Genomic DNA, 13,770 nt, shown 5'->3' on the forward strand with positions numbered 1-13,770 from the left:
CGCCCACACCCGGGAAGGAACCCATGAGCATCCACTCCTCCTCCCGCACACCACCTCCCGACGAAGCGCTGGACAGAATCCGAGCCGCCCTCACCCGCGCCGCGCACCTCGGCTACCGCCTCGTCCACGACTACCCGATTCCCTACCGCTGGCGACTACTCGACGCCGAGGACAACGAACCTCTCTACAGCGCGGATACTCTCGATGAGATCGAAGCCTGGCTCGATACCTAGCCGCTCACCGAACCAGCGGACCCGTCGCGAAATAGGAGCGGCAGACGCCGTGGTCGAGATCGGTCGCGGCCTCCAGCACCGAGGTTCCGCTGGGGGACGGCAACAGCGGGGAACTGTAGTTCTTGCAGGGTGCGTCGACGACTCCCGAGATCGGGATCGGGGCAGGGATCTCGTACCAGAGGCCCCTGCCCATATCGTCGTTGCCGAGCACGCTACGTCCCGAGTCCAGGGTGTGCCGGCCGGCGATATTCGACTGCATCTGACCCGACAGCAGGATGGTGCCGTGCGGTCCAGGGCCGGGACTCCAGACCGGATAGGGCGTGTGCTCGGTGTACCCGTCCCCGGCGGCCGTGCGGACCATGGTGCCGAGGAAGCGCGGATCGCCGTAATTCCAGCCGTCGGCGGAGCGGCGGAAATAGATCGGACAGGGGTGGATCATGTCGGTGTTGCAGATCTCGTAGGTCATGAAATACGAGCCGTCGGGCAACTGAATGGCGTTGGCCATGCCGGGACGTACCTGGGCGACGTCGCTGACCACGGTGTCCGCCTTGTCCACCCAGTGCACGGCGTCGGGCGAGCGGAGCTGGACCAGTTTCTGACTGTGCGCGAGACTGTCCGTCTCATCCGAGTAGAAGGCCACCAGTTCCCCATCGCCGGCCACCGACAGACTCGGCTCCCAGGCCGCGGGCAGGCGCGGCCCCCAGTCGGCGAGACTGTAGAACGTGTCGGCGGATTCGATGCTGGACACATAGCGCCAGTGGTACCCATGATCGGTGCTGGCCCAGAGCCGTTGCTCCACATGCCGGATCACGCTCAGAATGTCGAAATACGTTGTGTCGGCCCACAACAGCGTGCCCTCCGGCAGGGTGCCGACCGCCAGCGGCAGTTCCATCAGGCTGGAACAGCACAGTTGGCGGGCGCCGGGATTCGCGGTGACCGGATCGACGATGGTCGCGCGCGGCTGAAAGGTCTTGCCGCCGTCGGTGCTGGCCAGGATGGCGCCGGTCTGCTCTAGGGTGTTGACGCTGGCGACGATCGTCCCGTTCGCATCATCGCTGTGCTGCAGGCGAATCAGCCTCGGATAGAAGCTGCTGCCCGGATACAGCAGGGCGCGCGCCGGGGCGTTCGGCGCGGCGTGCACCGGCCCGGTGAGGGCGCCTGCCCCGAGTGCCATCAGCGCGGTGATCAGTAACACGACGAGACGGCGCACAGAGGAACCTCCATCAACGCGATCAGCGGACTGTGATGACCGATTCGGCACCCGGGATGAACCTAGCAGCGCAGACGGTCTGCTGTCGCTCGAAACACGAGCATTGGAACCTGCCGTGAGCAGGCGAGTCCCGATCGACCGGACAGTCACCGCCACCCGCCGCCTCATCGCGACGACGAAGATCCATTCCGTCCGATTGCCAACGGCACGATCGAGTCTCCGTGGTAGCCGAGGGTCGGCCCTCAGCTCGCGGCGACCTCGTCCGGCTCGGTGAGCCGGTCGGCCGGGCGGGAGTCGCGCAGCAACAGCGCCACGAGAATCGCGAGCAACGGCCCGGCCGCCAGGACGACGAACGCGGCGAAGAACGATCCGGACCCGGCGTACACCGCACCGACCACCACGGGCACGATCGTGCTCCCCAGCTGCCAGATGGCGTTGACGGCGCCGGCGGCGGATCCGACCAGCCCGGGCTCGACCAGCCGGGGGAACATCGCGGCGGTCAACGGACTGTAGGCGTATGCGGCGGCGCCCAGCAGGGGCGATACGACGAAGAAGGCCGTCAGCGACCGGAGGCTGCCGAAGATCAGCAGGGTCACCACGAAGAACGCGAGGATAACGATGATGACCCGCTTGTACGAGATGCCGAACAGATCGGTGGCCACGCCGACCAACGGCTTGGCGATCAGAGCGGCGATGCCGAACACCGCGACCACCGCGCCCGCACGCACCGGCGAGATGCCCGCACCCTTGGTCATCAGGACGTTCGACCACGTCACGAAGCCGTAGGTGCCCCACAGCGCACCGAATCCGACGAGTCCCAGCAGCATCAGGTCGCGATGGCGCAGCAGCACCCGCAGTCGCGGTCGCGCCGGCGCGGTCTCGGCGGTGCGACGCTCCCGGCGCGGCAGGGCCACCAGGCAGAGCAGGCCGACCGCGATCGAGATACCGCCGAACAGGTGGTAGGCGACCCGCCACCCCGCGCCGACGACGATGCTGGGCACGACGGCATTGGCGATCACGACGCCCAGCGAGGTCGCCGTCATGAACACACCCATGGCCAGGCCACGCTGCTCGTCCTGGAACCAGCGCGAGATCAGCGAGACGCCCGCGGCGTAGTCGGCGCCGGCGAACAGACCGATCACCGCCTGCATCGCGATGCCGAACAGCGCGGTGTGCACCGCACCGAATCCGATCATCGCGAGACCGGACAGGGCCAGCGATCCGCCGAGCACCCAGCGGGCGCCGAGCCGATCGGCGAGCACCCCGCTGCCCGCGTTGGAGATGACGTATCCGAGGTAATAGGCGGTGGCGAACGTGCCGAGACCGGCGACCGCGACACCGAGCTGTTTCCCGGCGTGCAGGGCCGCCGGCCCCCATACCGCGCGGTCGACCGACGTCACTGTGAAAGCGGCCCAGCACAACAGCAGCACGATCCACCGATACGCGGATCGAGCGGGAACCGTGGTGGTCGGAGCCATCATGCTTCTCCTCGATCCGGTGACACGCCAACACTTTTCCGCCGCTGCCGAACGTGCAACGCTACCGCACCATCGACCAGGTCCACGCCGCATATCGCGAGGGCACGGTGTTCCGAGCCGCGACGCCGGACACAGCGCCGGCTACCTCGATGCTGATACTCAGCTGCCGGCTGGTCGTGACCACCCGGACATTTTGCTTGAATCTTCATGAGCACAACTCTTTGCGCCGCCCCGGGTAACCTCTATTCTCACTCGGGCGAGCCGAACACCTGATGGAAGGGCCTACATGCCGCAACTGGAATCCGTAGCGGCGCCCGCACGGACCAGGAACTCGCTCGAGGCCAACGAGACTCGGACCGCCATCGCGGCGAGTCTGATCGGGACCACCGTCGAGTGGTACGACTTCTTCCTCTACGCCACCGCGGCGGGGATCGTGTTCGGGAAGCTGTTCTTCCCCGGGAGCAGCGCGTTCGTCGGAACCATGCTGTCGTTCGCGACATTCGCGGTCGGGTTCCTGATGCGGCCCATCGGCGGGCTGGTGTTCGGGCATATCGGCGACCGGATCGGGCGTAAACGCACCCTTGCGCTGACGATGGGTCTGATGGGCGGGGCGACCGCGCTGATGGGTGTGCTGCCCACCAGCGCCGCGATCGGCGTGGCCGCGCCGATTCTGTTGCTGCTCTTGCGAATTCTGCAGGGCTTCGCGCTCGGTGGCGAGTGGGCGGGTGCGGTGCTGCTGGCCGTCGAGTACAGCCCGCGTCGCAAGGTGGGGCGGTTCGGCAGCTACCCGCAGATCGGACTCGCACTCGGACTGGCGCTGGGTACCGGCGTGTTCGCGCTGGTGCGTTCGACGCTGAGCGATCAGGCCTTCCTGGACTACGGGTGGCGAATCACGTTCGGCGTCAGCGTCGTTCTCGTCGCGATCGGCCTGATCGTGCGGCTGCGGATCGACGAGACCCCGGCGTTCCGGGAGATCGACCGGCTCGAGCGGATCGCACGGGTACCGGTCGTCGCGCTGTTCCGCAACGCGCGCACGCGGCGCAACACCGTGCTCGGGCTGCTCTCACGGTGGGGCGAGGGCGCGGCCTTCAACACCTGGGCGGTGTTCACGATCAGCTTCGCCACCGGGCATCTGGGCATCAAGCAGGTTCCGGTGCTGCTGGCGGTCACCCTCGCGGCGCTGGTACTGGCCGCGCTGATCCCGGTGTCGGGCGCGTTGACCGACCGGTTCGGGCCGCGCCGGGTCTACGCCACCGGCATCGCCGCCTTCGGCGTCCTGGTATTTCCGGTGTTCACGCTGTTCGAGGCGCGAAACATCGCGCTGTTCACCGTGGCGATCGTCGCGGTGTTCGGCATCGCGCACGCGCTGTTCTGCGGGGCGCAGGGCACGCTCTATGCCGGGCTGTACCCGCCCGAGGTGCGGTACACGGGACTGTCGTTCGTGTACCAGGTATCAGGCATCTACGCCTCGGGGCTCACGCCGATGATCATCGCCGCGCTGATCGGCGCGGCGGGCGGCAAGCCCTGGCTGGCGTGCACATATCTCGTGGCGACGGCGGTGGTGAGCGTGATCGCGACGCTGCTGATCAGCGAGGACGACCGGCTCACCGCCTGACTATCCCAGCGTGAACAGCCCGTTGCGCCCGACCACGACATCGCCGGCGGCATTCACCACCGCGACCCGGACCTGCACCTGCTGGCCCTTCGTCAGCGGGGCGCCCTGGAGGACGACCACGGCGGCCTGGGGGCTTCCATTGCAGGTCACCCCGTCCTGACGGCCCTGAGCCGAGGGGGCGGCCGCCTGTGGAGCGCCGACCATCACCCCGAGGGCGGTACCTCCGGACCCGGCATCACAGGTGTAGCTGACCGCCACATTGCTGGGGCCGACGCCCTTGATGTTGATGTCGTTGGCCGCGAAAGCGGGTCCGGCGGCCAGCAGCGCGGCCGCTCCCGCCGCTCCCACGACCGTCGCCACCCGGGCGGTACGGCGGAACTTCCCGATGGTCACCATGGCTCGTCATCCCTCCTGCGTCTGCGAATCGGTGAACAACACTCGGAACAGACTTCGGGGCACTGTGTGCCACATCACCATAATCCACTACGCCGACATACCGCCCGAAAGCGGCCCATATCAGGCCGGGCTGCCGACACGGTCGAATTCCAGATGCAGTTGCTCCGGTGCGCCGATACTGATGCCGACCGCCGGGTGCTGCGGACTGCCGGAGACGACGCGCAGGTTCGTCAGGCGGTTCAGCAGCCGGTCGACGGCGATCTCGGTTTGCATGCGGGCGAAGTGGCGGCCGAGACAGCGATGAATCCCGACGCCGAAGGCCAAGTGCGGATTGCGGTTTCGGTCGAAGTCGAGACGGTCGGGATCCTCGAAACGGGAGGCGTCACGGTTGGCCGAGCGCCAGTGCACGGCGACGCGGTCACCCTTGGTCAGCGAGACGCCGAGAAGGTCGTTGTCCTGCATGACGACTCGGCCCATCACGCTCACCGTCGAGGTCAGACGCAGGATCTCGTCCAGATCGCTGCGCACCCAATCCGGTTGGCGCAGGCGGGTTTCCAGATTCTGATCCTCGGTCAGGAATTTCGCGATGTACGCCAGCAGACCGCGGGTGGTGTCCAGGCCGCCGAGCATCAGCACCGAGACCACACCCAAGCGCTCCTCCATGCTCAAGGCCCGGCCGCCCTCGACCGTCGCGGTGACCAGCGAGGACAGGAAATCGTCGCGGGGATCCACCTCCCGGTGCGCCAGCACCTCCGCGGCCATCGCCGCCAGCGCGCCGAAGCTCTCGGGGCTATTGGTCACCGACACCTCGGTGGTCACCTCGATCGCGCGTCGCAGCCGCTGCGGGTCCTCGTCCTCGAGCACCACCTTGGCCAGGGCGCCCGCGGTGTAGGGAATGGCGAATTCGCCGACGAATTCGACACTGCCCGCATCCACGAATCCGTCGATCAGCTCATCGGCCAACTCCTCGATCACCGGACGGTAGCGCTTCAGCGACTCTCGGGAGAACGGCCCGTTCAGGAACGCCCGGAAATCCGAGTGCAACGGCGGGTCCAGGTCGATCGGCGGGATCGCGACGGGCACCGAGGTGAGCCCGGGGACGGTAGAGGAGAAGATCTCCGGATGCGCGGCCATCGTCACGAGGTCGGCGTATCGCGTCACGACGTACATGCCGCCGTTGAATCCGGTGTGCACGACCGGACAGTGGGTGCGCGCCCAGCCCAATTCGTCGTCCAGGTGGGCACAGTGCCGCGGGTCGAACCAGTCGAGTTCGTCGAAGAATCGCTGATGAGGCTCTGACGCCTGATTGCTGTCGGTCACGCCATGCTCCTTCGCATTCGGACCAGCTCTGTGCCGATGGTCCCTCCGCTCGAACCGCCATGTCAACGTGACCAGCGTGTCGGGGCCTGCGTGTCGATCATGTTGTGGCTCAAGCGATCTTGCTGCGAGCGAGTTGCCCGGCTTATCGCTGCATTCTGCGGGCTCGAGCGTCCGGAAACCAACGAATGCACACACAAAATGCAGCGGGAGGCCGGTTCTCCCGAGGTACGACGAGTACCGGCCGAATACGCGCGCGGAACGGGGCAAGACCCTGGCCGATCCGCATACTTCGACAACAGTCGAGGCGATCACGCGGGCGCGGATCCCGCGATGGGTGCGCCGGAATGACGAAGCCGGCACGCAGCTGGGTAGGTTGGATCCATGCGGTTGGTGATGGCGGCGGAGCTGCCGGGCGATCCCGAAACGGCCATGGCGCTGCAAGAACGGCTGCGCGGACTGGTGGATCCGGCCAATCCCGGGACGACGGAGTTCCGTACGGTTGCGGGGCTCGACTCGGCCTATGACGACGACGGCAATGTCGTTGCGGCCGTGGTGGTTCTGGACGCGGCCACACTCGAGCCCATCGATACCGCGACCGCCCGCGGCAACACCACCTTCCCGTACACCCCTGGACTGCTGGCCTTCCGCGAGCTGCCCACCACCCTGGCCGCGCTCGAAAAGCTGGGCGCCACACCGGATCTGCTGGTCTGCGACGGTCAGGGCCTGGCCCATCCGCGCCGCTTCGGACTGGCGTGCCACCTCGGGCTGCTGACCGGGGTACCGACAATGGGTGTTGCGAAGACGGTGTGGGGCGAGTACTCCGAACCCGGCCCGCGGCGCGCGGACAGCAGCGACATCGTCCTGGACGGCGAGGTGGTCGGGCGAGCGGTACGCACGCAAGACGGCATCAAACCGGTGTACGTCTCGGTCGGCCACCGCATCGACCTGGACACCGCCTGCGCCTGGGCACTGGCCCTGGCGCCGAAGTATCGCCAGCCCGAGACCACCCGGCAGGCCGACCACCTGTGCCGAACCCTGTTGCGAGACAGACTCTGACGCGCGTGCATCCTGCTCCCGAGGCCGGTCGCACAGCCCATCAGAGCGATGGTCAATCGCTATGGGCCCGCGAAACCGACAGCTTCGCCCAGTTGCTTCGTATCGCCGAGTGGAACCTGCGGATCCAGAGAGGGCTGCGGATCCAGGAGGGAGCTGGAGTTGCTCCCTCGCCCACGAGAGAATAGCGCGAGAGTTGGGCGCGTCCGACTTGTGCGCGATCGACCGGCAGGCTCGCGGTCGACGATGGCATCGTGAGTGAACGGTCGATCCGGCATAGGGTTTCGCTCATGACCAGCAACCCGTTCTTCGAGCGCAGCACGCTCGAGTACCAGCTACCGCCGTTCGCCGAGATCGAAGAGGCACACTATCTACCCGCGTTCGAGCGCGGTATGGCCGAGCAGCTGGCCGAGATCGCCGCCATCACCTCCGGCGACGAGAAGGCCACGTTCGCCGATACCGTTGTGGCGATGGAGCGTTCGGGTGAGCTGCTGAGCCGGGTGTCGAATGCCTTCTTCACCGTCGCCGCGTCCGACTCCAGTGCCGGAATCGACGCGATCGACGCGCAGATTTCGCCGCGGCTGGCCGCGCATCGGGACGCGATTCACCTCGATCGTGACCTGTTCGACCGGATCGAATCGCTGTATCGGCGCCGCGCGGACTTGGAGCTGGATGCCGAGCAATTGCGGCTGCTGGAGCGATACCACACCCAGTTCGTTCGGTCCGGCGCCCGCCTGGACGCCACGGGGCAGACGCGGTTGCGGGAACTCAACACCGAACTAGCCACGGCGGCAACCGAATTCAAGCACAACGCACTCGCCGACATGAACGCGGCGGCCGTCGTCGTGGACAAGGCGCAGGAATTGGCCGGCCTCGGCCCGGCAGCGGTGGCCGCCGCGGCCGAGAACGCGCGGTCGCTGGGGCACGCGGAGGCATGGGCGCTGAGCTTGCAGAACGTCTCGAACCAGCCCGTCCTTGCCGGACTCGCCGACCGAGATGTGCGACATCGGGTGATGACGGCATCCCTGGGACGCGGGCTGGGCCGCAACAGCGAGCTCGCCATCCGGATCGCCGCACTGCGCGCCGAGCGCGCGACGCTGCTCGGGTACCCGGACCATGCGGCGTACGTGGTAGAGGATCAGACCGCGAAGACCACCGACGCGGTCGAGGAGATGCTCGGGCGGCTGGTGGAGCCCGCGGTGGCCAACGCACAGCGTGAGGCGGCCGAGTTGACGGCGGCGATGCGCGCGGGCTCGCCCGACGCCGACGGGCACGAACTACGCTCCTGGGACTGGCAATTCTGGTCGGAAAGGATTCGGGCCGAACGGTTCTCGGTCGACGCCGAGGCGCTGCGACCCTACTTCGAGCTCGAGCGGGTGCTGCGGGACGGCGTGTTCTTCGCCGCCGAGCAGGCGTACGGGATCACCGTTCGCGAACGCGCGGATCTGGTCGGTTACCACCCCGAAGTACGGATCTTCGAGGTGTTCGACGCGGACGGCGCCGCGCTGGGACTGTTTCTCGGCGACTATTTCGCCCGGCCGTCCAAACGCGGCGGCGCCTGGATGAACGCGCTGGTCAGCCAGTCGCGGCTACTGGAGACGCGGCCGGTGGTGGTCAACAACCTCAACATCGTGAAACCCCCGGCCGGTGAACCGGCGCTGCTCAGCTGGGACAACGTCCGGACCGTGTTCCATGAGTTCGGGCACGCGCTGCACGGATTGTTCTCGGATGTGCGGTACCCCTATTTCGCCGGGACCGCGGTGCCGCGGGACTTCGTGGAATTCCCGTCGCAGGTGAACGAGATGTGGATGACCCGGCCGGAGGTTCTGGCCAACTACGCCAGGCATATCGAGACCGGTGAGCCCATGCCCGCCGAACTGGTCGAGCGAATGGCCGCGGCCCAGCGATTCGGCGAGGGTTTCCGGACCACCGAGTATCTCGGTGCGGCACTGCTGGATTGGGCATGGCACCGGGTACCCGACGCGGCGGCGCTCGATGGTGTGGACGCCGCGACCTTCGAGCAGGAGGCGTTGCGGAAGGCGGGCGTGGCTGTAGAGGCCATTCCGCCGCGCTACCGCACCGGCTACTTCCAGCACATCTTCTCCGGCGGTTACGCGGCGGGTTACTACTCCTACATCTGGAGTGAGGTACTGGACGCGGACACCGTCGAGTGGTTCACCGACGGCGCCGCGACGATTCGTGACAAGGGCCGGACGTTCCGGCGCGAGCTGCTGTCCCGGGGCGGGTCCGTGGACCCGCTCGAGGCATTCGAAGCCTTCCGGGGCCGCGCACCCGAGATCGAGCCGCTGCTGATCCGGCGCGGATTGGTCCGCTGAGCCCGCCCGCGCCTAATCCCACTGGTACGGAAGGAATTTCCCGTCCAACGTGACCACCACCCGGTCGCCCGCCGGGTCGGCCTCACGGCGCACATCCAGCCGGAAGTTGATCGCACTCATAATCCCGTCGCCGAACTCCTCGTGGATCAACTCTTTGATGGCCGGACCGTAGACCTGCAGCACCTCGTAGAAACGGTAGATCGTCGGATCGGTGGGCACCGGGGAGTCGAGCGCGCCGCGGGTCGGCTGGGCCCGCAGGGCGAACTCCGCCTCGGCGTCGAGTTCCAGTAGCGCCGCAATGGTTTTCGCCGCCTCGGCCGGAACGGGATGCTGCCCGAGCAGGGCCGCGACCGTCCACGCCGGTGGCCGCCCGATCGCCTCGGCCAGATGCGCCCAGGTGATGCCGAGCCGCTGCTTGGCCGCCAGGACGGCATCGGCCGCCGCCTTCTTCGTCATGATCATCCACCTCTCGCCGTGCCGCGACAGCGACGGTACGCGCGGCGAATTACGCCCGCGTCAACTACCGAGCGCAACGGCGTGCTTTCACGCCGGAATGACGAGTGCGACGGTTCAGTTGAACAGCTTGATCGGGTTCACGATGTCCGCGACGAGTACGAGGACCATGTACGCGCCGCCGATCACCACAACGACATAGGTGGCCGGGAGCAGTTTCATATAGTCGACCGGGCCACCCACCCCGAGCCCGCGGCGCGAACGCAGCATGTTGCGCACCTTCTCGTACAGCACGACCGCGATATGCCCGCCGTCCAGCGGCAGCAGCGGCAGCAGGTTGAATGCTCCGAGGAAGAAGTTCAGGCTGGCCAGCACCAGGATGAACACGTTCCACAGGCCGTGCTCGACGGTCTCGCCGCCGATCTTGCTCGCGCCGTACACACTGACCGGTGTATTCGGATCGCGCACGCCGCCGGTGACCGCGTGCCACAGGTTCACCACCTTGGTGGGCATCTGGGCCAGCGATTCGAAGGTCTTGCCGAACATGTCTCCGGTGAACCCGACCGAGGCCGGGATCGCGGTCAGCACGTTGTAGTGGCGCACGTCGTAGTAGTCCTGGCTGACGCCGATCTTGCTGCTCATTACCGGAGACGTCGCGGGCTTGTTGGTCTGCGGATCGATCGGGTACGTGCGCACCTGGATCGGATCGACCGTGATGTGCAGGGTCTTGCCGTCACGCTCGACGGTGTAGTCGATCGGTCCGGTCTGGTTCTTGGTGTTGGACGCGATCTGGTCGATGTTCTTCACCGCCACGCCGTCGACCGCCACGATCCGGTCGCCGCGGCGCATGCCCGCCTTCTGCGCGGGACCCTCGCCCGTGCACTTCTGCTGGGTCCCGTCGGAGTTTCCCGCTCCGACACAGGCGACCGCGATCTGGTTACCCGGCGGCGAGTCCAGCCGCGGCAGACCCCACCCGATGGCCAGGATCACGATCAGCAGGAAGCCGAGCACGAAGTTCATCGCGATGCCGCCGAACATCACGACCAGGCGTTTCCATGTTTTCTGCCGGTACATGGCACGGTCGAGATCCGCCGGATCGATCTCGTCCAGCGCGGTCATCCCGGCGATATCGCAGAAGCCGCCCAGCGGCAGCGCCTTGAGCCCGTATTCGGTCTCGCCGCGCTGGAAGGAGAAGACCTTCGGGCCGAAGCCGATGAAATACCGGCGCACCTTCATACCGGTGGCTTGAGCGGCCCACATATGCCCGCATTCGTGTAATGCCACCGATGCGGTGATACCGAGGGCGAACAGCACGAACCCGATCGCGAACCCCATGCGGTATCCGAACCCTTTCGCTGAAAGTCAGTTGCCAACCAGCGTGCGCGCACGCTCTCGCGCCCACGCATCCGCGGCGAGCACTTCCTCCAAGGTACTGGGTTCGGCGCGCCACTGATCGGCCGACTCGACCACGGCCGCCACCGTGCGCACGATACCCGGGAACCCGATCCGTCCGTCGAGGAACGCCTGGACCGCGATCTCGTTCGCCGCGTTGTAGGTCGCCGTCACACAACCACCGGCCTGACCGGCCCGGCGAGCCAGTTCGACCGCCGGGAACACCTCCGTATCGACCGGTTCGAATTCCCAGGTGAACGCTCTACCGAAGTCCAGCGGGGCAAGCACGCCGGGCACCCGGTCGGGCCAGCCCAGGGCCAGCGCGATCGGCAGTTTCATATCGGGCGGGCTGGCCTGGGCGATCGTGGATCCGTCGGCGAAGGTGACCATGGAATGCACGATCGACTGCGGGTGCACGCTCACGTCGATGCGGTCGTAGGGGATGCCGAACAGCATGTGCGCCTCGATCAGCTCGAGGCCCTTGTTCACCAACGTCGCCGAGTTCAGGGTGTTCATCAGCCCCATCGACCAGGTGGGGTGGGCCTTGGCCTCGGACGGGTTCACCGATTCGAGCATCTCGGCGGTCCAGCCCCGGAACGGGCCGCCCGAGGCGGTCAGGACGAAACGGTCCACCTCCGCCGCGCTGCCGCCGCGCAGGCACTGCGCCATCGCCGAATGCTCCGAGTCGACCGGGACGATCTGCCCCGGTTTGGCCGCGCGCGTCACCAGCGAGCCGCCCGCGACGAGGGATTCCTTGTTCGCCAGGGCCAGGCGGCGGCCGGATTCGAGGGTGGCCAGGGTGGGTTCCAAGCCGAGCGAGCCGACCAGGGCGTTGAGCACGACGTCGGCCTCGACGCGGCGCACGAGTTCGGTCGCCGCCTGCGGACCGGCAAGAGGCACATCGAGTTTCGCGGCCGCGGCCGGATCGGAAACGGCGACCTCGGTGACACCGGTCTGCCGGATCTGCTGGGCCAGCAGATCGGTATTGCCGCCGCGCGCGGCCAGTCCGACGACCTGGAAACGATCCGGATTCTCCGCGATCACCTCCAGCGCCTGCGTGCCAATGGAACCGGTACTACCCAGGAGGAGGACTCGCACGATGTCGGACACCCTCTCAGTATCCATCGGACCTCGCCCGTCGAGTGCGATACCCGACCAGGCCCGTGCGGTAGCCGTCTCACGGACGCCGTCCGGGCACGACGGCGACGACACTGTTCACCCCGCTGGCTACGACGGGCGGTCGTATGCCACCATTGGGGTTAACACCTCACCCGTAAACCGATGGGAGCGAACGTGGCCGCCACGGAAATGGAACCCGCCAAGAGCAGCGGTGTCGTCACCAAGGTCGACCCTGCCGAGGTTCCGTCCGCCGCCTTCGGCTGGAGCGGCGAGTCCCGGCGCGCCTTCAAGGTGGCCGGTTGGGTCGTCGTTGTCATCCTGCTGTCCTACCTGTTCGAGAACCAGCAGGGCAGCGGCTCGGGCTCGGGCAACATCGGTTACATCTTCTGCGTCCTGGCCGCGATCGGCTTGGCCGCGGTCCTGATCCGCGACTCGATCCTGAAGAACAAGCCCCGGTAGTTTCGAGCACGCCGAACCGCCCGATGAGTCTCACCGGGCGGTTTTTGCTGTGTGCCACCGAGCGGGCAGCCGCCCGCTGCGGATTCACCGGCTCCCGCGACGCTGTCCCTTCGCCCGGCCGGACGATTTTCTCGCGGCGGAGCCCCCGGCTTTCACCGTCCCGGTCTTGCTACCCGGGTTCTTGCCGGAGCCCCCCTTGCTCCCAGAACTCTCGGCATTACCTCCCCGGCCACTGCCCGCCCCGTTACCAGCCGCCTTGGTCTTGCGCCCCGTCGAATCGTCCTGGGTCGCATCCCCTTCCGAGTGCCGGCCCCGGGTACTCGCCGCGGTGCGGCCCCGGACGACGCCGATGAAGTCCTCGATGGCGGCGTGCTCGGAGTCCACCGGCCAGGCCAAGGCGATCTCGGTGGCCGGCAGATCGGTCACCTCGCGGTAGACCAGGTCGCGGCGATGATGCAGCCGGGCGAGCGAATGCGGCATGATCGCCGCCCCGCCCACCGCGGCGACCAGCTCGAGCGTTTCGGCCAAGCCGTCCAGATCGTCGGCGTCCTGCATCCGCTCGTCGACGAGATCAGCGACGCTGACCTGCTCGAACGCCTCGATCGGATGCTCCTTGGGCACCACGACCACGGGCCGCTCCTGGTACAGCGGAATCGCGTGCCGCCCCTCCCGGTCGATCGGCAGCCGCACGAAACACATATCGACC

13 protein-coding genes are annotated in these 13,770 nt (G+C 67.3%); 5 read left to right on the plus strand and 8 right to left on the minus strand.

Annotated elements, in window-relative coordinates; genetic code table 11:
• On the plus strand, positions 1 to 233 hold a 233-nt coding region (locus JZ791_RS40725; RefSeq protein ID WP_216902755.1), incomplete at its 5' end, for a hypothetical protein.
• Positions 234 to 237: 4 nt separating this feature from the next.
• On the opposite strand, the gene JZ791_RS40730 is transcribed toward JZ791_RS40725, so the two are convergent.
• Both JZ791_RS40730 and JZ791_RS40735 read right to left on the minus strand, forming a co-directional pair.
• On the minus strand, positions 238 to 1,443 hold the full coding sequence (locus JZ791_RS40730; protein WP_216902757.1) for a hypothetical protein: 1,206 nt from the start codon (positions 1,441 to 1,443) through the stop codon (positions 238 to 240).
• 242 nt (positions 1,444 to 1,685) lie between these two features.
• Positions 1,686 to 2,921: an MFS transporter gene (locus tag JZ791_RS40735; protein ID WP_216902759.1), complete on the minus strand. Its 1,236-nt coding sequence runs from the start codon at positions 2,919 to 2,921 to the stop codon at positions 1,686 to 1,688.
• A gap of 286 nt (positions 2,922 to 3,207) precedes the next feature.
• Here JZ791_RS40735 and JZ791_RS40740 point away from each other — a divergent pair, with 286 nt between their 5' ends.
• Positions 3,208 to 4,536: an MFS transporter gene (locus tag JZ791_RS40740; protein ID WP_216902761.1), complete on the plus strand. Its 1,329-nt coding sequence runs from the start codon at positions 3,208 to 3,210 to the stop codon at positions 4,534 to 4,536.
• On the opposite strand, the gene JZ791_RS40745 is transcribed toward JZ791_RS40740, so the two are convergent.
• Both JZ791_RS40745 and JZ791_RS46735 read right to left on the minus strand, forming a co-directional pair.
• On the minus strand, positions 4,537 to 4,932 hold the full coding sequence (locus JZ791_RS40745) for a hypothetical protein (protein ID WP_216902763.1): 396 nt from the start codon (positions 4,930 to 4,932) through the stop codon (positions 4,537 to 4,539).
• A gap of 120 nt (positions 4,933 to 5,052) precedes the next feature.
• A complete protein-coding gene (locus JZ791_RS46735) occupies positions 5,053 to 6,252 on the minus strand; it encodes a cytochrome P450 (RefSeq protein WP_216902765.1) in 1,200 nt (399 codons plus the stop codon).
• Between the two features lie 381 nt (positions 6,253 to 6,633).
• Between JZ791_RS46735 and JZ791_RS40755 the strand changes: the two genes are divergently transcribed.
• A complete protein-coding gene (locus tag JZ791_RS40755) occupies positions 6,634 to 7,308 on the plus strand; it encodes an endonuclease V (RefSeq protein ID WP_216902767.1) in 675 nt (224 codons plus the stop codon).
• Positions 7,309 to 7,595: 287 nt separating this feature from the next.
• The gene (locus JZ791_RS40760; RefSeq protein ID WP_216902769.1) at positions 7,596 to 9,641 is read left to right on the plus strand and encodes a M3 family metallopeptidase; all 2,046 of its coding nucleotides are present in this window, start codon (positions 7,596 to 7,598) and stop codon (positions 9,639 to 9,641) included.
• A 12-nt stretch (positions 9,642 to 9,653) separates the two neighbouring features.
• On the opposite strand, the gene cynS is transcribed toward JZ791_RS40760, so the two are convergent.
• From cynS to dxr, 3 genes are all read right to left on the minus strand, one after another.
• Complete coding sequence (cynS, locus tag JZ791_RS40765; RefSeq protein WP_216902771.1) at positions 9,654 to 10,097, minus strand: cyanase; 444 nt, start codon at positions 10,095 to 10,097, stop codon at positions 9,654 to 9,656.
• 114 nt (positions 10,098 to 10,211) lie between these two features.
• Positions 10,212 to 11,429: a M50 family metallopeptidase gene (locus JZ791_RS40770; protein WP_216902773.1), complete on the minus strand. Its 1,218-nt coding sequence runs from the start codon at positions 11,427 to 11,429 to the stop codon at positions 10,212 to 10,214.
• Positions 11,430 to 11,456: 27 nt separating this feature from the next.
• Complete coding sequence (dxr, locus tag JZ791_RS40775) at positions 11,457 to 12,611, minus strand: 1-deoxy-D-xylulose-5-phosphate reductoisomerase (RefSeq protein ID WP_216902775.1); 1,155 nt, start codon at positions 12,609 to 12,611, stop codon at positions 11,457 to 11,459.
• 168 nt (positions 12,612 to 12,779) lie between these two features.
• Here dxr and JZ791_RS40780 point away from each other — a divergent pair, with 168 nt between their 5' ends.
• Positions 12,780 to 13,064: a DUF2631 domain-containing protein gene (locus JZ791_RS40780; RefSeq protein WP_216902777.1), complete on the plus strand. Its 285-nt coding sequence runs from the start codon at positions 12,780 to 12,782 to the stop codon at positions 13,062 to 13,064.
• An 84-nt stretch (positions 13,065 to 13,148) separates the two neighbouring features.
• Here JZ791_RS40780 and JZ791_RS40785 read toward each other — a convergent pair.
• A partial coding sequence (locus JZ791_RS40785; protein ID WP_254207222.1) for a LysR substrate-binding domain-containing protein occupies positions 13,149 to 13,770 on the minus strand: 622 nt, incomplete at its 5' end.

The sequence above is a fragment of the Nocardia alni genome (assembly GCF_019038435.1).
GTDB lineage: Bacteria > Actinomycetota > Actinomycetes > Mycobacteriales > Mycobacteriaceae > Nocardia > Nocardia alni.

Excerpts from the sequence above, each read along its gene's own strand:
- JZ791_RS40735 (WP_216902759.1), bottom strand. The coding sequence starts at position 2,921 with ATGGCTCCGACCACCACGGTTCCCGCTCGATCCGCGTATCGGTGGATC.
- JZ791_RS40740 (WP_216902761.1), top strand. The coding sequence starts at position 3,208 with ATGCCGCAACTGGAATCCGTAGCGGCGCCCGCACGGACCAGGAACTCG.
- JZ791_RS40745 (WP_216902763.1), bottom strand. The coding sequence starts at position 4,932 with ATGGTGACCATCGGGAAGTTCCGCCGTACCGCCCGGGTGGCGACGGTC.
- JZ791_RS40755 (WP_216902767.1), top strand. The coding sequence starts at position 6,634 with ATGCGGTTGGTGATGGCGGCGGAGCTGCCGGGCGATCCCGAAACGGCC.
- JZ791_RS40760 (WP_216902769.1), top strand. The coding sequence starts at position 7,596 with ATGACCAGCAACCCGTTCTTCGAGCGCAGCACGCTCGAGTACCAGCTA.
- cynS (WP_216902771.1), bottom strand. The coding sequence starts at position 10,097 with ATGACGAAGAAGGCGGCGGCCGATGCCGTCCTGGCGGCCAAGCAGCGG.
- JZ791_RS40770 (WP_216902773.1), bottom strand. The coding sequence starts at position 11,429 with ATGGGGTTCGCGATCGGGTTCGTGCTGTTCGCCCTCGGTATCACCGCA.
- dxr (WP_216902775.1), bottom strand. The coding sequence starts at position 12,611 with ATGGATACTGAGAGGGTGTCCGACATCGTGCGAGTCCTCCTCCTGGGT.